We start from the raw sequence: 19,524 nt of genomic DNA, 5'->3' as shown, positions 1-19,524 counted from the left end.
ATTTTATATAAATAAACATAGACAGAAAACATGTCTCTTTATTAATTAATATTTCGTATTTAATCATTTATGAATATAGCGTTTATATATCAAAACTTAATTTTTACATATAAAGATTCAACTTTAACTTCTATTAAGTTTAAGCGTTGTCTATTTATATTTAATTTTTTATGTTCTGCTTAAAACACTAAGACATTATTCCCTTGGTAAAGGTTTTAACAAAATTAGTAATACATGAATTAATATCTACATCAGTATTATATTTTTCAAGTATTTTAAGACTGGTAAAAATGCCAAAATTACTTGATAAAAAATTTATCGCTAGAATTTCTGGATTCTTATCTATGACTCCTTTTTCTTTCATTTTATAAAAATAATCGGCTAGCAATTTATTCAACTCATTTGGAAATTTTCTAAGTGGTGAATCTAGTCGAAATATTAATTCATTATTCTTTAACTGCATCAATATAATTCTTTCATTTCTACATAGCATTTCCTGATAAATAGAGCTAATTTTCATTAAATCCTTTTCTAAATCCCACTCTAAGCCACTATCAAATAATGTTTTAAGCTTTGGAGAAAATACATATTTATCAAAGGCTTTTTCAAATAAATACCGCTTTTTCTGAAAATGACGAAAAATTGTCATTTCACTAACTCCAGCTGCATTTGCAATATCCTTTGTTGTGACAGCCTTATACCCTTTTTCAGAAAAAAGGCTCATAGCTGCTTCTAATATTTTTTCTGATGTACTTAAGTTATTCATTAAACCCCTCCCAGATCAATGTTAGTACTAACTAACATTAAAATTATATCACTTATATTATCTATTTGCAATAAAGTCAAATTCTATATTTGCTCTAATTTTTACATAAAAAACCCTATAAGACAAATTGTTTTTAATATCTATCTTATAGGGTATATTTCATATTTAGAAGGTAGGTAGGTCACAGAGTATTAATAATAAATACCAGACTCAATCCTGAAAAAACTACAAATAATATAGTTCCCATCAACAGTCCTTTAATTCCTTTATTAATAATACTTTTAAAATTAACAGATAGTCCCATGGCCGTCATTGCCATTAATATAAAAAGTGAGCTTGTTTTAGTTAATGCTTTAGTAATTGACAATGGTATTATACCAAATGAATTTATAATTCCAGCTAAAATAAAATATAGAACATACATTGGAAATTTCGCTTTATTGCTTCCTACATTCTCTTTATTAAATAAATATGCTAATACCAAGGAAACTGGAACTAGCATAAGTACCCTTGTCATTTTTACAAAGGTCCCAATTTCACCAGATACATCACCCAGTGCAAAGGCTGCTGCTAAAGCATGGGCAACACCATGAAGGGTAAGTCCAGACCATGCTCCATACTGTATCTCAGTTAGATTTAATCCACCAGCTGCAATGCCAGAATATATAAGCACTCCAATTGCCCCTAAAAAACTCACTATAGATACTGCAACCACCGAGTCATCTTCATCAGCATTTATACAGGGAGCCAATGCAACTACTGCTGAAGCTCCACATATACATGAACCTACACCTATTAATGTGCATAACTTATTATTAACTTTAAACATTTTCCCTAATATTACCGCAATTATTAATACAGCTGGAACATAAATAACTACCATAGCAAGTATTTGAGACCCAAGCTTTAGTATAGAGCTTATATTTAGCTTGAATCCCAATAATACTATACCTACCTTTAAGAGCTTTTTTAAAGAAAATTTAACCCCTTCTTTAAATATATCTTGTGTTCCAATGACATTATTATAAATAATACCAATAATAATTGCAATTGTGAGGGATTCTAGATTTATATATCTTTTAAGAGAATCATTTAAAAATATTGATATATAAGAAATAATTAGAACGAAGATTACACCAAGGATATATTTTTTGATATTTTCCATAAACATTGCTCCTCGTATAATATATTTAGATGATAAATCCAACAGAATTACCAGTTTTAAAATGGTAAATAAATATTGGTTAATCATTTACTATTTAATGTTTAACAACTGAATATTTTAAAAAAGGATAATAACTATATTACCTAAATATTAAAAATTTCAATGAGAAGTATAAAGCCCATGGGTAGCTATGTTTTATATCTTTTCTGGGGTGTTCATGCTAAGACCATCCACAAACTTAGCGAAGTGGTTTTGTGTGATAAACTTATATGTTGCTGATGAGCTAGTGGGATGATATCTTTTCTGGGTCCCATCAGCTCTTAATCCTCACCTCACACAAAATTAGCTAAGTCATAGTGGAGATTTGCGAAAGCAAATACTACCTTGACTTTAATCATAGTTAACATGGGTAATTATATCATCCTTTAGTTATAAAGTTAAGGGTTTTATATCAATAATATTCTTTTTTCTCCAAATAAAAAACATCTTAGCTTTATGCTACTTGCAAAACTTTTAATTATATAGATTTCCAATAGTAAAACTTAATTTATACATATCAAAATATCTAGAGTTTTTAGGGACTTTTAATGTGTATAAATTAACTGTTTTACTGGAATATCCATTGTATAACTATTTTTATACAATTAAGGAATTTGCTGTTTTTAATTGGTTGTTATTAATGATATAATATTAATATATGTTATAGGATTTACATAGTAAAACTTAATTTATACATGCACAAATACGCAACGTTTCTGGGCGTTTTGGACATGTATAAATTAAAGTCTTTACTTAAATCCCTATAAAATCGTTTTTCTATAAAATTTAAATAAAGGAGGTAATATTGTGAGGGGTTTAACTACTGTTGATTTTGGAGTAGCAAATGATAGTATCATAGAATTAAGCAGCTTAGATCTTGATACTATCAAAAGCCTGTTACTCTTAACAAATCTGGAACACAAAAAGTTCCTAATAACAGAGAATGATAAGCCAATAGCCACAATAGTTCCTGCTGATGAATATCAAAAAACTGTTCCAATTTCAAAAAAAAAGCTTAGTGAACAGGAGTTGATTTCAATATTAGCGGAATACGAGAAAGAATTAGATAGTATTATCTAATCTAGATTGTTGGCAAATCCAACAAGAGAAGGTAACATTATTTTAGGAAAATAAAAGCATAAATTATGATGATAAAAACTTATAGTGATTTTACTATGAAAATCTATATTCAAAGAAAAACAAGCTTATTTAGATATAAATAGGATACTATGTTAAAAAAATATGCTATGCTAGCAAATTTAGACATAGCATATTTCACCTCTATTCATATAATTATTTATTTCTATTATTTCTTGTTTTTTTGATTCTTATATAAATATAAAATCAATGCTATAAGCATAAATACCAATACAGTTCCAGCAAACATTATGTAGTCACGGGTATTTTTATTTTCTAATGGGTTATCTTCTATTATAGGCTTTGGTGCTTCTTTTTGAAACCTAAAGTTTAATAAATCTCCATTCCTACTTATAATCGCTGCATCTCCCAACAACAAACCTCTTTTATCATCCTTAAAATAATAAAGGGCATCTATGATAGATTGTTTATTCAATGATGTTATAGTCATTAATCCCTTTTCATCATTATAGGGTGAAGGTTTTAATTCAACAAAAGTAGATTGCTGTGAAGTTTGTGGCAAAAGTTCTATCTTTTCATTAGAAAGAATTTTGGTATAGCCTTCATCATATTTAAACCATAGACTATTATTGATAGCCTTTATTTGACTATTTTCATTTGGAGTACCAAATATTATCAAATTATCGGAATAGTAATTTTCTGGTGTTTTAAGCATATTTAAATTTTTATATTTTTCTTCATAATAAGCTCCCTTTGAAATTCTGATTACTCCTTCATTGTTTTTTACACCTATTCCTATTAATTCAGCAAGTTTTCCAGCTATTTCAATATCCTCCTTTGTAGGATGATCTGGCATCACGATTGTTGTTATATCTATATCATTATCTTTTGAAAAAGGATAAGGAAGGTCTTCTAGTAACATCAGACTCCTTTCCTTCTTTGGAACAAAAAAGCTAGAATCCTCTTGTATATATGCCCATGGTACACTTGCCAAGTATCTTTCACATGTTATAATACCATCAGGAATCATTTCAAACACAACTCTTATGTCATAATAATTATTTCTTCTCAACTCCTTAGGTATATATGCTTTAAATTCATCTAAATCTCTCTTATCTCTTTCTAATTTTTTACTTCCTACTGGCTTACCATTCACATATATTGAAACCATTGATTTTTCATAATCTAGATTATCGGAATATCTAAATTTTAAATTTATATTGGCTTCATTAGCCAAAACTTCATTAAATGGTATTTTAATACCTATACTTGTTACCTGCTGATTTCTACCCTTTACTTCAATTCCATTTAAACCTAATTCCTTTAAATAAATATAGTCATCTATTTTTTCTTCCTTTATCCTTGTATTAAAATCCCATGGAATTAACATATGTCTATCAATCATTTGAGCTTTTAATTCAGTATTGTTTAGTGCTTTTACAGCGTTTATAAGACTCTTTCCTTTATCAGAAATAATGGCAAACACTGGTTTGTTACTATCTTCTAATTCTCCTCTATAAATATATCCATCATTTTTATTTGCTTTCGTATTAATTTTAATAATATTTCTCAATTCATCTGGTACATCATTAAAATTACCTATATATATCATACTTTCAAACTCAGATATTTGATAATCTCCACGTCTAAATAAAGTAGTTTTAACATTATATCCTTGTTTATATTCTTTCATATGAGCGATTAATGTGAGAGCTGCAGATATTTCATCTTCCGTATATTTTTGAGGAATCATAACCCCTATCCCCATTGATTCATCTCCATATTTTTTAATAAAAGGTTTGGGGAAATCTGATATTTTATCATATATTTGCTCTTTAGAATAGGTTATTACATAGTTACTCTTCCTATCTACCACAACCCAATTTGCTATGTTTTCATCATCATCACAGGGAGAATAAGATATCCTTGAATAAGTTTTTATTTTAAGTTCATTATAACCTTTATTTATTAGATTATCTGGTATCTGTATATCCCAGTTTTTTATAAGTTCGTCATCCTTATCCTTTAGCTTCATAGTCCGTACAGGTATATTATTCATATAAACAGTTATGTATGAAATATCTTTCATTATTAATTCGTTTAATCTTAAAAATAAGTTGAATCTAAAATCTATTACCTCTAGTTCCTTATCTACATCAAAATACCATTTACTTTCTGCTAAAACTCCTCTTAATTCTATATCCTTATTTACTCTATATATGTATTGTAAATAACCATTATTTTTTTCGATTATACGAATTTGTTTTTCTTCCTCTGCCCACCCAGTTTTTAAACTAAAAAACAAAATGAATAAAGCTATCAAAATTATTTTATAATTATAAAGATGTTTTTTCATACAAACCTCCATAAATTTTAAAATCTTTCGGTTTTATACCATTTTATCTCTCTATTAAATAATGTATCTTTTATAAAGCTAATTAATCCCATAATCGTAACAACAATCCATAATTTGCAATATGTGAAGTACATTAGTAAAATTATGATGAAATTCGAAAGATTCAGTTCACCCTTTTCTGTTGAAGTAGAAATCTGTACCGATAATATAAAAAGCATATAAGCCATGAACCATAATAATAGACTATATCCAACTATATACGTCCTAATAAATCCTCCGAAGCTCAGTATAAATATTGAATCTGAAATCACTGCCCCAGCAAAGAAAAAAATATATATAGATAAAAAATATAGTAAATCAAATCTTATAGGTCCTGCCTTTTTATCGAATAAATACTTAAAATTCTTTGCCATGACATAATAATTTCCCTTTACCCATCGTTTTCTTTGTTTTAACCAAACAGATATAGTTTCAGGCTCTTGCTCCCACGTTGCAGAGTAGGGACAGAATCTTATATGATAACCCATCATATATATCCTAAAGCTAATCTCAGTATCCTCTGTAATAGCCTTGGTATCCCATCCTCCAATTTCTTCCAAGATACTTCTTCTTATTAAAAAATTTGTTCCTGGTATTGTACAAAATTTAAATAACTGCCATCTTCCAGCCTGTGCCACCCATTGAAAATATATTCCTTCTAAATTTATAAATCTTGTTAATAGATTTTTATTTTTATTTCTACATCTAAACTTGCCAATAACTGCCCCTGCCTCTGGGTCATTTTCTATAGCATATACCAATTCTTTTAATGCCTGCCTCTCAGGGGTATTGTCTGCATCATAAATTGCTATTAAATCACCTATACTTTGCTTAAATCCTATATTTAATGCATTTGATTTCCCTTTTCCGCCTATTATATTATCAGTATTTATAATCTTAAGGAATCTATGAGGGTTTTTATCTTTTAGTCTTTGTAATATCTTAGCTGAATTATCACTAGAATTGTCATTTACAACTATTATCTCATATTTATTATTATCATAATCTAAGTCTAAAATTGACTGTACAGTTTTTTCTATAACCTTTTCTTCGTTATGGGCAGGGATTAATATTGATACAAAGGGATATTCATTAAGGACTCTAGGTCTTTTATCAATATGATGCTTCAAGTAATTAATAAATCCACTGGTAACTAAAACCATATTTATTAGTATGACAATCCATATTGAAAAAAGAGAACCTAATAATAAATAATCGTATATATTTTGCAGCATACCATTCAACCTCAATCTTTAAAAAATTTTTTTATATCATATCTCCTGCCGATTAATATTTGAATAATTAATAAAAAAATTATAAAAAATGCTGTTTTAATACCAATTCTTACAATATGTGATATATCGTAGCCTTGTTCATTATACTCTTCCTTTTCTAAATTTTCTCCTCTAATTTTCTCCATTTCCTTTGTCTTAAATCTTTCAAGCTGACTTTTTTCAATCTCTTCAATATCAGAAATACCTTTACCAAAGTTAAAATTTTTCAACTCCAAATAGTATTCTTTTGCTTTAAAATCCCTGATAGGGATTTTCTTACTATATAAAATGCTAATGAAATTATATAATTTCTTTATATCCTTATTGATGTCTACATATATCCCTTGGTTATAGTTGTAATCTTCTTTATTTATATATGAAAAGAAGTTGAATTCGTCTATCTCATTTCCCTTAATAAATATATGCTTGTTTAACTCCTGTGATATTTTTAGCAAATCAATATTTGAATCTACCTTTGTCTCTTCCTCGGTTACAAATAGAAATGGTAAATTTAATCCTTGAAAAACCCTTGTATTTGTAAATACCTTGTCCTTTGGAATACTAATGCCAACTATCTCTATACCCTTTTTTCTATATTCTTCTATAGACCTTTTAAATCCGTCCCTAGGGTCAATATTATAGGTTCCTTCTTCATTAAAAATAGGATAATGTATAAAAAATTTTCCTCCCTTTTTACTAACATATTTTAATACTTCCATAAATTTGTCATATGCTTCTAATTCATAGTTTTCATAGACAGGCATAATGGTACAAATGAAAGTTATCCCTTTATTATTTAGATCCTCTGCTACTTCCATAAGCCCATTTAGATTTGAAAATGGATAGACCCTATCTACAGCTATAAAATATCCTCGATTTTTTATTATATTCTCATCCATGATTTTTTCATCATCATAAATCTTTATTTCTTTATCTCTATAATACTCTATTATATTTTTATACTCTTTTTCAGATCTAAAGCTTGATTTTACAATTATTATAACATCTCCCTTTTCAATTTTAATATTTTTAAATTGGGACGCTTGAAGCAATATAGCTTCTTTACAATCAGACTTTATCTGAATATATAGACTTATTACATCACTATGTTTTTCTCCATAATAATATAAATCCTTGTAAATTAATATATATCTTGATTTTCTTTCAGAATCACATAGACTAATTTCAGTAGTGCAAATTGACAATATTATAATGATAACTATGCCTATATAAATTTTATTAAGTTTTTTATAATTTCTTCTAAACATCATACTCCATATCCTTTTTCGCCATTTGAAAAAACTCGTAGGGATTATTTATGGTTTCTTCATCATATATCGCAAGTCCAACTATGATTTCTATCTTCATTTTGTTTATTACAGCTTCCTCTTCAAATTCTATATTATAAATCATTTCCTTTAGCCTTTTTACCACCTGTTTCCCACCATTTTTATTTGATAAAAGAATTATTCCAAATAAATTCATATCTCTCAATATAAATTTTTTATCTTCTTCTCTTAAAAAATCATCAAGCAATTTAGATAATTTCATGATAATTTTATTGTATTTATCTTCACCCAATATATTTATAACTTCATTTTGATATTTAATTTTAATTAGCATTAAATAGGTTTCTACTCCATATCTTTTACTTATATTCATATAGGCTTGTATTTCATTAAAAAATGATTGAGAACTTCTAAGTCCAGTTTCTTTATCAATCATAACCAGTTCTTCGTTCTCTTTTTTTAATTTTTTATTTTCTAATTGTATTTCTCTAATCAATTTACCTTTATATGCATACATAAGAGTAATGATAGGTAGTGTTATAATCCAAAAATAAACATCAGGATCAATAGGAATGGACTTTGACATATTTAAAAATATATGTAAACTAGAATATATAAAATCAAATATTATTGAATACAGTATTGCAAAAGTAATATTTGTGTAATAGCCAACAATCATACCTATCATAACCCACAAGACTATAAATACATTCATAGGGTTTCTATTTAATCCACCATAAGAAAATGTTATTAACAATATAAAAAATATGGTTATAATTGTGGTATCCAATATATCAAGTTTTTTTGATATTTGATTGTCTAGCTTAGTTTTCATCGAAAAATCCCTCTTTTCTACTTGCTTTTAGTCTCTATCACATGATATAAAATAGAAACAATATATGCAAAATTGAAGTAAAACAGTATATCTAATGTTACTGTAGTCATGAATAGATGTTTTTTCAAATCTGTATCTCCTGCACCAATCAAGGATACTAGGATTTGTGAAAATCCTGTAAGAAATACATATATCATAATAGCTTCCCTATAATAAGTAATTTGCGGGTATTTATTCCCTTTGTATTTCAATACTCTATTGATTCCTGCGGATAAACAAATTACTAAAAATATTAAAACTAATCCTGAATTATGAGGAATATTATTATCTTTAAAATGGCTCCATAAAGAGAAAAACTTAGCCTTCTCACCAAATTCTCTACCTGCACTTCTTTTAAAATTCCCTAAAACCTCTGGTCTTATAGTAAAGCTATTTTTCCATCCAAGCTTCATAATTTTCATAAACGCATCTGGCTTTTTAAAATAATATATTACAACAGAAGCTAAATTGTACTTGGAATAAAAATCTTTTAATAGTAAATCATCCTTAGGATGTATTATAGGGGTTCTATCAAAATATATGGTTTCAGCTAAAAGAGAATACTGTCTATTTAAGCCTACTTCCTTAGTCACCTTCTCTACATCAGGCTCAAAAAGCATAACCCCTCTTGTAATCATATGATATTTATTAATCAAATAAATATTTTCATCGATGACTATATACATTAATGCTGTAGATATTAAAAAAAACACAGATAAAACTAAAACTAAAACTTTTTTATAATTTTTAATTTTAAAAAATATTAAACTTACCAATAGAATAGAAGACAATATTCCATTAACAGCAAATTGATTTTTTGAACCCATAAATATAAAGCTAGCTATGAAATATATAACTAAATATCTTATCCTACTGTGTTCACTGGAGGAAAATTTTAATATCGAGGCTATGGAAAGAATGTAAAATGGATATGCTATGGATTCTCCATAAAAACTATTAAAATATGCTATGTATCCAATATCTCCAAATATTATAACTGCTATTATTGCTAGAAAATATTTTAATTTCTCACTATCTGTCATTCTTAAAACAATTTCAACCATCCAATATAAACTAATTCCTAGAATAATAAGGCATATTATTGCTTGAAATCTTATATCAAATTTTTCATCTTTTGTGAAAAAATCATCTATTTTTATTGCTATTTGTATAATAATATTCTGAGTAGATTTTATTTTTCCTTTTAGTCCATTATAGTATTGGAGCTTATCATATTTATTGGTAAAATAACCAAAAACATTTACATCCCTATCTTCTTCATGCTTCAAATCATTTGGAGCCATTATCCTAAAAAAATCCCCATTATCAGCAAGTCCTATTAATGGCTCAAAAAATAAAGCATACCCACCTATGATAAATAGAAGAATTACAGCAAATGTAGAAGGTTTAATATATTTATTCATAATCAACCCTTTTTTTCAATCCTTTCTTTTTGAAAAACAATAAATTCACTTAGAATATAATTTAATACTATAACTATTGTATTGACTAATATCTTTACTCCATATTTATTAAATTTCATTATTGAGATAAACAAATATAATGTGACACTTTCTAAAAGAAAAGTAGTAATCCTACAACATAAAAAGCTAGTAAATTCATTTATAATCAACCTTTTTTTTCTCTGCTTATTAAATACCCATTTTTTGTTAGTTATATAAGCAAATATTATGGATATAATAAAAGCTATGGCATTACTTACTAAATAAGGTATGGATACTTTTATGCACAAGCTATATATGGAAATATTTATCAGCGTTGTAAGTAATCCAAATAATAGATAAACACTTATTTTTTTTACATCATAATCTTTACATAATTTTTTTATTATTGTATTCTTCAGCAAAATAAAGCGGTCTATTTTTTGTTTCATTAAATACTCTCCCCAAATATTCTCCTATAACACCTAAGATTATAAATTGAATACCACTAAGAAACAATATTAGGCTTACTAAAGATGGATACCCCGCAACTGGATCTCCAAACAATAATGTTTTCATTATCACATATATCATATATATAAATGAAAACATAGCTATCATAAAGCCTATAACAGTACTAATCCTAAGGGGAGCAGCACTAAAAGAAATAATTCCTTCTACAGCAAGTTCTAAGAGCTTATAATAATTCCATTTTGTCTTACCAGCAGCCCTTGGTTCTCTATCGAATAATATTTCTTTCTTATTGAATCCTATCCAGCTAAAAAATCCTTTTGTATATCTATGATGTTCTTTTATTTTCTTTATGGCTTCAACTGCTCTTCTGCTTAAAAGCCTAAAATCTCCAGTATCTTCTTGAATCTCAATCTTAGACAACTTCTTTAGTATTCTATAAAACCAATAAGATGTCTTTTTCTTAAACCAACTTTCACCTGCTCTATTTCTTCTTTTTGCGTAGACATCATCGTAGCCTTCCTCCCAGTATGAAACCATCCTTGGAATCAATTCAGGAGGATCCTGTAAATCTGCATCCATTATGATTATAGCATCACCTACAACATAGTCAAAACCTGCTGCCATTGCTATTTCTTTACCATAATTTCTCGATAAATTAAGGTAAGATACACGGCTATCTTTTTGTCTAAGTTCCCGCATTATATCAAGGGAACGATCCTTACTGCCATCATTTATAAATAAAAATTCAAAATCATAATCCATTTTTTCAGATACCCGTTTTAGTCTTTCATACAGCATATGTAAAGTTTTTTCTTCGTTATATACTGGTATAAGAATAGATATTTTATTACCCATAAATCAAGTTATACTCCTTTTTATAGATTCTCCTTTGGAATTATATAAAGATAATTATTATCTGCCAGTTAAATGATTAGATTATTACTTATGTTATTAATAATTTGTGAAAATTGGTAAGATTAGTAGAAGTTAGTATAATGAGCTGATTTATTATTATGATACAATATTCTAAATAAATTTTCAATATTTTTTTAATAATAGATATTATTGATAATTTTTGTAAAGTATTCTATTTCTTTTGTAAAAAAATAAAATATGACAGGTATAAGTTCCCGTCATATTTCATATTTTACTATATAGATTTCCCATAGTAAAACTTAATTTATACATATCAAAATATCCAGAGTTTTTAAGGATTTTTGATGTGTATAAATTAACTGTTTTACTGGAATATCTATAGATTTCCCATAGTAAAACTTAATTTATACATATCAAAATATCCAGAGTTTTTAAGGATTTTTGATGTTTATAAATTAACTCTTTTACTGGAATATCTATAGATATACAATTTTAAAATATTATATATGTCCTATCCACATTTTTTCTCTAATCTTCTTTAGATTTGGACCAAATCTCTCATTAAGTTCTTTTCTGTATTCTTTATATATTTCCGCTAAATATATATCATGAACTACAAAGGATTCAGCCATTAACATAAAGGCTTCATTTTCTGTCCATATTGCTTGTGTCTTATTTAGGTTAAATATCGCAAATAATGATTCCTTTCCATCGCATACTAGGGTAAGCCATCTACCATGCTTTAGAACATTTTGCTCCATATCATCCATTTCATGATAGTAGATTTCCCCTATTTTTTCTTCTACTTCTCCATACAATACAGTAACTAATTCTACTCCTCTCTCTTCTAAAAGCTTTAAATCCTTTTTAAAGAATTCATAATCCTTATTCCATACTTCTAAATATACAAATTTTTTAGCCTTCGACAAAACATTCCTAATTTTATTGTTTATATTTTCGATTCCTTCTAAATGTAATAAATATGAAACTTTATTAGATGACTCGACCTCTTTAAGGTTATTCTTTAGATATCTCACAGTCTTATTAACATTTTTTTTATAAGTATCTAAAAAACTATCAAATTCTAGGGCTACATATTTAACTGGATTATCACTTATAATATTAACTAGGTTCTTTTCCAAAAGCTTAGACATAGTTTCATAGATCTTAGCTTGTGGAACCCCACATAGCTTAGCTAATTCATAGGCTGTTATATCAGGTCTCTTAAGAAGAGATAGATAAGCTTTAGCTTCGTATTTATTTAATCCTATTTCCATCATCTTCTCAATAATTTTTTCATCATCCATTTATTTTGATTCCTTCCAAATATTTACTGAGTTACTAGAGTACCCGTCTTCCCTTCAATTCCTTCGCCTGCTTTTTCAAGGGCAGTTATAAGGGCTTTTCTACCTTTCTTTGAAGCCGCAAACTTCATTGTTGCCTTAACCTTTGGCAGCATTGAACCAGGAGCAAAATGACCCTCTTCAATATATTTTTCAGCTTCAGCTACAGTCATTTTATCTAATTCTCTTTGATTTGGCTTTCCAAAGTTTATAGCAACCTTCTCTACTGCTGTTAAAATTATTAAATAATCTGCATCCAATATTTCAGCAATTTTTTCACTAGCAAAGTCTTTATCTATAACTGCTGGAACTCCAACTAAGCTGTTTCCTTCTGCTACAACAGGTATTCCACCACCGCCAACTGTAATAACTACATGTCCATTTTCTACCAAAGTCTTAATAGTTTCTTTTTCTGCAACATCTACAGGAATAGGAGATGGTACTACTCTCCTCCAACCTCTGCCTGCATCCTCTTTAACTATATAGCCCTTTTCATCAGCTAATTTTTTTGCTTCTTCTTCTGTATAAAAAGCTCCTATAGGTTTCGTTGGATTTTCAAATGCAGGATCATTCTTGTCTACTACAACCTGAGTAACAACAGTAGCAACTGACTTCCTTACACCTCTATTTAATAATTCTTCTCTAATAGCATTTTGAAGATGATATCCAATGTATCCCTGACTCATTGCCCCACATTCAGGAAAAGGCATTTCTGGAGTCTTAGCTTCAGTTTTAGATGCTGTTTCCATTGCTAAGTTTATCATTCCTACCTGTGGACCATTGCCATGGGCTATAATAACTTCATTTCCTTTTTCTATTAAATCTACTATTGGTTTAGCAGTATTCTTAACTAACTCTAATTGTTGTGTAGGTGTTTTCCCAAGAGCATTTCCACCTAATGCTACTACTATTCTCATTTTTTGTCCTCCTTTTTAAAGATAATAATTGCCAGCCACTAGCATATTTTTAAGGTCTGGTTTCTCATGTCATGGGGAATCTAAAAAATAGCCTAAAAAGAAATATACTAGTAACTAGCAATTGCCCGATTTCTTAAAAATAACTTCTAAAACTGCAAACTAATAGCTACATTATTTTCCTATAGTTGCAACCATTACAGCTTTTATAGTATGCATTCTGTTTTCTGCTTCATCAAATACTACAGAATGTTTACTTCTAAATACTTCATCTGTTACTTCCATTTCTTCTAATCCAAACTTTTCATAGATTTCTTTCCCTATTACTGTCTTAGTGTCATGGAATGATGGTAAGCAGTGTAAGAAGATTACATCAGGATTTCCTGTTTTATTAATCATATCCATATTTACTTGATATGGCTTAAGTAGTTTTATTCTTTCTTCAAACTGGTCTTCTTCACCCATTGATACCCAAACATCTGTGTAGATTACATCAGCATCCTTAACACCTTGATCGATATTTTCAGTAAACTCTATTACTGCTCCTGTTTCCTTAGCTACTTCCTTCATCTCAGCCACTAATTCTTCAGCTGGGAATAATTCCTTTGGAGCTACTCCAACAAAATGCATGCCCATCTTAGCAGCACCGATCATTAATGAATTACCCATATTATTTCTTGCATCACCTACATAAACAAACTTAACCTTGTTAAGGGGCTTATTAACATGCTCCATTACGGTTAGGAAATCGGCAAGAATTTGTGTTGGATGATAAAGATCAGTAAGTCCATTCCATACAGGTACTCCAGCATGAGCTGCTAAATCCTCCACTGTTTCTTGCTTAAAACCTCTAAACTCAATACCATCATAGAATCGTCCAAGAACCTTTGCAGTGTCTTCAATTGACTCTTTCTTACCCATTTGGCTATTGCTTAAGAAAGTAACCTGTGCTCCCTCATCAAAGGCCGCTACTTCAAATGCACATCTTGTTCTTGTTGATGTTTTTTCAAATAATAATACTATATTCTTTCCTTCTAATAAGTCTCCCTTGATGCCTGCTCTTTTCTTTCTCTTAAGATCCATTGATAAATCTAATAGGTACCTAATTTCCTGTGGTGTAAAGTCCTTTAATGTTATGAAATTTCTTCCTTTTAAATTTACTGGCATGTTTTTTCCTCCCTTTCATTTTTTCTTTTATTTTTTATAGCTTATAGGCTAAGAGTAACTGGTAAACAATGTAATAGTAATGCTTAAAAGCTTTACTACAAATCCTTGTACCTATTACCCATTACCCATTTATATTCTTTCTCTAACAAGGGACATACTCATACATCTTGGTCATCCACAACCTCTGGAAACCTCTATCAAAGCATAATATGAGACTTTACCTCATTTTCTTCTAAAAGTCTATTTTTTTAATTACCACCTAAGTAGTTACTAACTACTCTTTGAGTATAATACTTCATACTTATTTTGTCAATCGTTTTCCTGTTAATATTTCATGAATAATTAAGAAATTTGTATATTTATTTATTTTGCTTATATATTTTACATATTATGTATTATAAAAGCGTTTTTAGTTACAATTTGCAAACACTAGGAGCTTTCTAGTAAATTTTAATAGAAAAACTCCCGTTTTTAAGGAGTTTATAGAGTATTTTATTAATTTTATAAAAAGGGCTTAATCATTTTATTCTTCTAGCTCCATACATACACCAGTATCGCTGTCGATTAAGACAAATTTTTTATCCTTTGTTACTCCAATACCTACATTATTGTTCTTTAATAACTCTACTATAGTTACCACTAGTTCTTTTAAGTCCTGTGCTGCTTGTTCTTTAGTCTTTGTCATAGCAATCACCTGTCCTTCACTTAATAATATTATTTATATATTTTTTGTATGTTATATTTACATTTTGACAAATAAATTCATACTTGTTTAATTTCTTAATTAATAATGACAATTTTCTTTAAGCTATCCTATACTTATTATAATACAATTTTTTATTATAGTTAAATGACATTAAGTTCTAAAATAAAGGTATTTATTTAGATAAAGCAAAAAATGAGACTCAGGCAGGAAATTTTATCCCTACCTAAGTCAGAAATAATTCGATTTGATTTTCTTTAATCATGGGTTACTTTTCCATCTCCAGATAAATCAATTACTTCACCTAAATATGTTGGCTTTGGCTTTATAAAATTAACCAATACATAATCCTTACATCTAGCCAGCCTTTCCCTAGCTTCATATATATCCTTTTTAGGATAATAATGTTTATCTGAAGCAACACCATAGGCTTCTAATCCAAATTTTCTTGCAATATAGATTGCTCTAGACAAATGATACTTTTGAGTCACAATAATAATCTGTTTTGCAGCAAAAACGTTTTTAGCTCTATAAATACTTTCATAGGTGTTAAAGCCTGCATGATCCATAAAGATATCTCCAATAATTACCTGATTTGAAACAGCATACGCTTTCATAGCATTTACTTCATCGTAGTCTTTTTGTCCATGGTCTCCACTTAATAGAAGCTTGGCTACCTTGCCTTTTTTATACAACTCAATACCTATATCTAATCTATCAGCCAAAATGTCTGAAACTCTTCCATTACTGTGAACTAGAGCTCCCAGCACCAGGGCAGCTTCACTTTTAGGACAATCTTCTATGGAAACTATATATTGATCTGCATACTTTACTACATGATAATTAATGATAGCAATTAAACTACAACCTAGAATTCCACCTAAAAACAATATCCATACAGCCCTTTTAATAAATTTATTCACGGTCTTTAATCCCTTTCTAATCCTCTTGTTTATCAATAATATATTTCTAAACAAAGCTGATGTCAAGAGCTAACATTATGATTTTATATACGTTAAAAACTCCCTATCATAAATTGATAGGGAGTAATGACTTAACGTGTCTTTATTAAGTCTCTATATATCTATGCTAAGCAAGACTCTGCAACACACAATACTTCCTTTAATTTTTCCAAACCCCAATCTATTTCTTCTTTAGTAATAATTAACGGTGGTGCTAACTTAATAATTTTGTTATAATTTTCTTTTCATAAAAATCCTAGCTTTATTAATACTCGTTTCTTATCACTCCCACTAATTTTTATCATGATTATTTAATATATCCACGCAAAGAACACTAAATAGCTTAACGGCTTTTAGCATATCTTCTTCATTAATATCAAACAGGGAATTGTGATGTCCTCCTTTTATATCTGTTCCAATAGCAAAATAAACTCCTTGTCCACCATTTTTTTGCACTTTATCCATCATAAAATTGAAGTCTTCGCTACCTCCAGAAGTTGTAAAAACATTGATTATATTATCAAAGCATTTCAAATTACTTCCTATATTTTTTACACGGTTTATTAATTCATGGCTACTAGCTGCACATATGGACTCTCCCATGTATTTGATTTCATAATCAACATCATGCATTTTTGAAGCGTTCTCAATAATTCTAACAGCATAATTTCTCAAATAATCATTAACTTCTGTTGTTTCACCTCTTGTTTCAACCTTCATAATACTACTATCTGGTATTATATTTCTATCAGTTCCTGATACCAATGTCCCTACATTAATTCTACTAGCTCCTTTACCATGTCTTGGTATAGAATGTAAATTTAATACAGAAGTGCATGCCGCCAGCATGGTATTTTTACCTTTATTTGGATTACCTCCTGCATGGGCTGCCAATCCTTTAAAGCTTACATCAAATTTAGTTGTGGCCATAAACCCATTTACACCACACACAAGGGTTCCTGCTTGTGCAACAAGTCCAATATGTCCACCTATAACATAATCAACATCATCTAAAATACCTGCTCCAACCATTGCCTTAGCTCCTCTAACCCCTTCTTCAGCAGGTTGAAAGATTAATTTTACCGTCCCATATCCATCTAATTTTTCTTTAAAGTTAGATAATACTTCTGCAACTCCTAATCCAATGGCTGCATGACAATCATGCCCACAGGCATGCATAATATCATTATTTACTGATAAGAACCCTAATCTTGACGGAGCATGGTTTTCTCCATTATTTTCTCTTATCTTTAAAGCATCAATATCAAACCTTAAAGCTAATACTGGTCCATCTCCTAAATCCATAGTCCCAACTACACCAGTAAACCCACCTTTCAAAGGCTTTATAAATTCTTTATCTGCTCCTTGCTCTAGGGCTCGCTTATAGTGAAAATCCAGTTCTTCTTCTGAAGGAAGTCCCATTCTATCTTCCTCCTTTAAAACATCCCTTCCAAGCTTTACATCAAAACCAAGTTCTGTTAGTCTTCTTGCTATTTTTGATGCAGTTCTAAATTCTGTCCAACCTACCTCAGGATATTTATGGAAATCTCTTCTATAATATATAATCCTTTCTTTAATCGCTTCAATAAACTTACATATATCTTTCTCCATCTTAATTACTGCTACTAAAAATATATTAGATATATCCGTAGCAGTTCCCCCTTTCTCCTTTGATTCTTATTAAATTAGCTCTTTTTTATCTTCTCTTAATCAAAAAAACTAGTGTGATAATTCCTAAAGCTAATACTATACTACAAACCACTCCTCCTTCTATACCAAATAATCCACCCGTAATCAGCTCAGAGCCTTGAGCAGTTTCTAAATCTATTAAAATTCCTCCTGCTGGCAAATTTCCGCTTACTTCTATTCCAAATACATTTCCCTGTGTCCAATTCCATGCACTATGTAACCCACATATACCCCAAATACCGCCTTCCCATATTACATATAAGGCTGCAAATAGTCCAAATAAAATTAAATTTAACATTGGTAAAATATTTATGTTGGCGTTTAATAGATGCATAGCACCAAATAATGTAGACGATATAAAAATTCCCAAGGCTACATTATGCCTTGACCCTATCACAGGCAATAGCCAGCCTCTTATCATTATCTCCTCAGAAGCACCTTGTATCATCCATCCCATAAGTACAATAAACACACTGCCAAGGGCATTAAAGCCTTTAATAGAAGGATTAGAAACATCTATTCTTACCAGTCCCATCACTGTAAAAGCTATGACACAAAACCCCATCATCAAGAATCCCAAAATAAATCCCCTAAAATATTTTTTAAAGAAACTATCCTTACCGAATCCCATTGTATATAAAGGTCTCTTTTCAATAAATTTTACCCATGCAAAAAAAGTTAGTATATACATTCCAAAGCGTACCCCTAAGCCATTTATGGAAAAAAACAAGGCTTCCCCTTTTAATCCTTCAACAGATATATTTCTTCCAATATTTCCTAGAGGTGTTAAGAATAAAACTAAATCTATCCCAAATAAAACTATTATAATAATTATAATGGCTAAAAAAGCATTAGGTAAATACCTACTTTCCTTTGTTAAAGAAAATATTCTGTTTTCCTTAGATAATACTGAGTTTTCTTTTCCCATTATCATTCACTTCCTTTCCCATATACTACTTATTTATTATAGTGTAAATAGTTTTATTCCAACTTGGAAATAACAAATCCTAAAAAATTAATAGGTTTCAAAAAAATATATATTTATTTATCAAAT

At 29.0% G+C, this 19,524-nt stretch carries 17 protein-coding genes; 1 reads left to right on the top strand and 16 read right to left on the bottom strand.

Going from position 1 to position 19,524, the window contains the following annotated elements; all coding sequences use genetic code 11:
* Positions 1–187 precede the first annotated feature (187 nt).
* Together BUB36_RS06785 and BUB36_RS06780 are read right to left on the bottom strand one after the other, a co-directional pair.
* Positions 188–766: a TetR/AcrR family transcriptional regulator gene (locus BUB36_RS06785; protein ID WP_073148342.1), complete on the bottom strand. Its 579-nt coding sequence runs from the start codon at positions 764–766 to the stop codon at positions 188–190.
* Positions 767–947: 181 nt separating this feature from the next.
* Positions 948–1,931, bottom strand: a complete 984-nt coding sequence (locus tag BUB36_RS06780) for a YeiH family protein (RefSeq protein WP_073148340.1) — start codon at positions 1,929–1,931, stop codon at positions 948–950.
* 846 nt (positions 1,932–2,777) lie between these two features.
* Here BUB36_RS06780 and BUB36_RS06775 point away from each other — a divergent pair.
* Positions 2,778–3,050, top strand: coding sequence for a hypothetical protein (locus BUB36_RS06775; RefSeq protein ID WP_073148338.1), 273 nt, complete (start codon positions 2,778–2,780; stop codon positions 3,048–3,050).
* A 226-nt stretch (positions 3,051–3,276) separates the two neighbouring features.
* Here the strand turns inward: BUB36_RS06775 and BUB36_RS06770 are convergent, their stop codons facing one another.
* From BUB36_RS06770 to BUB36_RS06710, 14 genes are all read right to left on the bottom strand, one after another.
* Positions 3,277–5,424, bottom strand: coding sequence for a cellulose biosynthesis cyclic di-GMP-binding regulatory protein BcsB (locus BUB36_RS06770; RefSeq protein WP_073148336.1), 2,148 nt, complete (start codon positions 5,422–5,424; stop codon positions 3,277–3,279).
* Between the two features lie 17 nt (positions 5,425–5,441).
* Positions 5,442–6,698: a glycosyltransferase gene (locus BUB36_RS06765; RefSeq protein ID WP_073148384.1), complete on the bottom strand. Its 1,257-nt coding sequence runs from the start codon at positions 6,696–6,698 to the stop codon at positions 5,442–5,444.
* Positions 6,699–6,709: 11 nt separating this feature from the next.
* A complete protein-coding gene (locus tag BUB36_RS06760) occupies positions 6,710–8,008 on the bottom strand; it encodes a DUF2334 domain-containing protein (RefSeq protein WP_073148334.1) in 1,299 nt (432 codons plus the stop codon).
* Complete coding sequence (locus BUB36_RS06755) at positions 7,998–8,861, bottom strand: GGDEF domain-containing protein (protein ID WP_073148332.1); 864 nt, start codon at positions 8,859–8,861, stop codon at positions 7,998–8,000. Before BUB36_RS06755 ends, BUB36_RS06760 begins: the two co-directional genes overlap by 11 nt.
* Before the next feature lie 17 nt (positions 8,862–8,878).
* Entirely contained in the window at positions 8,879–10,324 is a 1,446-nt protein-coding gene (gene wsfD / locus BUB36_RS06750) for a glycan biosynthesis hexose transferase WsfD (RefSeq protein ID WP_073148330.1), read from the bottom strand.
* A 2-nt stretch (positions 10,325–10,326) separates the two neighbouring features.
* Positions 10,327–10,794, bottom strand: a complete 468-nt coding sequence (locus tag BUB36_RS06745) for a GtrA family protein (protein ID WP_084111804.1) — start codon at positions 10,792–10,794, stop codon at positions 10,327–10,329.
* Entirely contained in the window at positions 10,733–11,671 is a 939-nt protein-coding gene (locus tag BUB36_RS06740; RefSeq protein ID WP_073148328.1) for a glycosyltransferase family 2 protein, read from the bottom strand. Before BUB36_RS06740 ends, BUB36_RS06745 begins: the two co-directional genes overlap by 62 nt.
* Positions 11,672–12,192: 521 nt before the next feature.
* Positions 12,193–12,999 carry a TrmB family transcriptional regulator gene (locus BUB36_RS06735; RefSeq protein ID WP_073148326.1) on the bottom strand — a complete coding sequence of 269 codons (807 nt, stop codon included), beginning with the start codon at positions 12,997–12,999 and terminating at the stop codon, positions 12,193–12,195.
* Between the two features lie 23 nt (positions 13,000–13,022).
* Positions 13,023–13,952, bottom strand: coding sequence for a carbamate kinase (gene arcC, locus BUB36_RS06730; protein WP_073148324.1), 930 nt, complete (start codon positions 13,950–13,952; stop codon positions 13,023–13,025).
* A 171-nt stretch (positions 13,953–14,123) separates the two neighbouring features.
* The gene (gene argF / locus BUB36_RS06725) at positions 14,124–15,116 is read right to left on the bottom strand and encodes an ornithine carbamoyltransferase (RefSeq protein WP_073148322.1); all 993 of its coding nucleotides are present in this window, start codon (positions 15,114–15,116) and stop codon (positions 14,124–14,126) included.
* A 523-nt stretch (positions 15,117–15,639) separates the two neighbouring features.
* A complete protein-coding gene (locus BUB36_RS19645) occupies positions 15,640–15,801 on the bottom strand; it encodes a hypothetical protein (RefSeq protein ID WP_165613045.1) in 162 nt (53 codons plus the stop codon).
* A gap of 275 nt (positions 15,802–16,076) precedes the next feature.
* Complete coding sequence (locus BUB36_RS06720; RefSeq protein WP_330390442.1) at positions 16,077–16,796, bottom strand: SanA/YdcF family protein; 720 nt, start codon at positions 16,794–16,796, stop codon at positions 16,077–16,079.
* 276 nt (positions 16,797–17,072) lie between these two features.
* The gene (locus BUB36_RS06715) at positions 17,073–18,392 is read right to left on the bottom strand and encodes an amidohydrolase (RefSeq protein ID WP_073148320.1); all 1,320 of its coding nucleotides are present in this window, start codon (positions 18,390–18,392) and stop codon (positions 17,073–17,075) included.
* Positions 18,393–18,477: 85 nt separating this feature from the next.
* The gene (locus tag BUB36_RS06710) at positions 18,478–19,398 is read right to left on the bottom strand and encodes a CPBP family intramembrane glutamic endopeptidase (RefSeq protein ID WP_073148318.1); all 921 of its coding nucleotides are present in this window, start codon (positions 19,396–19,398) and stop codon (positions 18,478–18,480) included.
* Positions 19,399–19,524 lie beyond the last annotated feature (126 nt).

It is taken from the genome of Paramaledivibacter caminithermalis DSM 15212, assembly GCF_900142245.1.
Classification (GTDB): domain Bacteria; phylum Bacillota; class Clostridia; order Peptostreptococcales; family Caminicellaceae; genus Paramaledivibacter; species Paramaledivibacter caminithermalis.
The sequence above is the reverse complement of the archived record's forward strand: the minus strand, read 5'-3'. Positions and strand labels throughout refer to the sequence as shown.

Excerpts from the sequence above, each read along its gene's own strand:
- BUB36_RS06785 (WP_073148342.1), bottom strand. The coding sequence starts at position 766 with ATGAATAACTTAAGTACATCAGAAAAAATATTAGAAGCAGCTATGAGC.
- BUB36_RS06780 (WP_073148340.1), bottom strand. The coding sequence starts at position 1,931 with ATGGAAAATATCAAAAAATATATCCTTGGTGTAATCTTCGTTCTAATT.
- BUB36_RS06770 (WP_073148336.1), bottom strand. The coding sequence starts at position 5,424 with ATGAAAAAACATCTTTATAATTATAAAATAATTTTGATAGCTTTATTC.
- BUB36_RS06765 (WP_073148384.1), bottom strand. The coding sequence starts at position 6,698 with ATGCTGCAAAATATATACGATTATTTATTATTAGGTTCTCTTTTTTCA.
- BUB36_RS06760 (WP_073148334.1), bottom strand. The coding sequence starts at position 8,008 with ATGATGTTTAGAAGAAATTATAAAAAACTTAATAAAATTTATATAGGC.
- BUB36_RS06755 (WP_073148332.1), bottom strand. The coding sequence starts at position 8,861 with ATGAAAACTAAGCTAGACAATCAAATATCAAAAAAACTTGATATATTG.
- wsfD (WP_073148330.1), bottom strand. The coding sequence starts at position 10,324 with ATGAATAAATATATTAAACCTTCTACATTTGCTGTAATTCTTCTATTT.
- BUB36_RS06745 (WP_084111804.1), bottom strand. The coding sequence starts at position 10,794 with ATGAAACAAAAAATAGACCGCTTTATTTTGCTGAAGAATACAATAATA.
- BUB36_RS06740 (WP_073148328.1), bottom strand. The coding sequence starts at position 11,671 with ATGGGTAATAAAATATCTATTCTTATACCAGTATATAACGAAGAAAAA.
- BUB36_RS06735 (WP_073148326.1), bottom strand. The coding sequence starts at position 12,999 with ATGGATGATGAAAAAATTATTGAGAAGATGATGGAAATAGGATTAAAT.
- arcC (WP_073148324.1), bottom strand. The coding sequence starts at position 13,952 with ATGAGAATAGTAGTAGCATTAGGTGGAAATGCTCTTGGGAAAACACCT.
- argF (WP_073148322.1), bottom strand. The coding sequence starts at position 15,116 with ATGCCAGTAAATTTAAAAGGAAGAAATTTCATAACATTAAAGGACTTT.
- BUB36_RS19645 (WP_165613045.1), bottom strand. The coding sequence starts at position 15,801 with ATGACAAAGACTAAAGAACAAGCAGCACAGGACTTAAAAGAACTAGTG.
- BUB36_RS06715 (WP_073148320.1), bottom strand. The coding sequence starts at position 18,392 with ATGGAGAAAGATATATGTAAGTTTATTGAAGCGATTAAAGAAAGGATT.
- BUB36_RS06710 (WP_073148318.1), bottom strand. The coding sequence starts at position 19,398 with ATGGGAAAAGAAAACTCAGTATTATCTAAGGAAAACAGAATATTTTCT.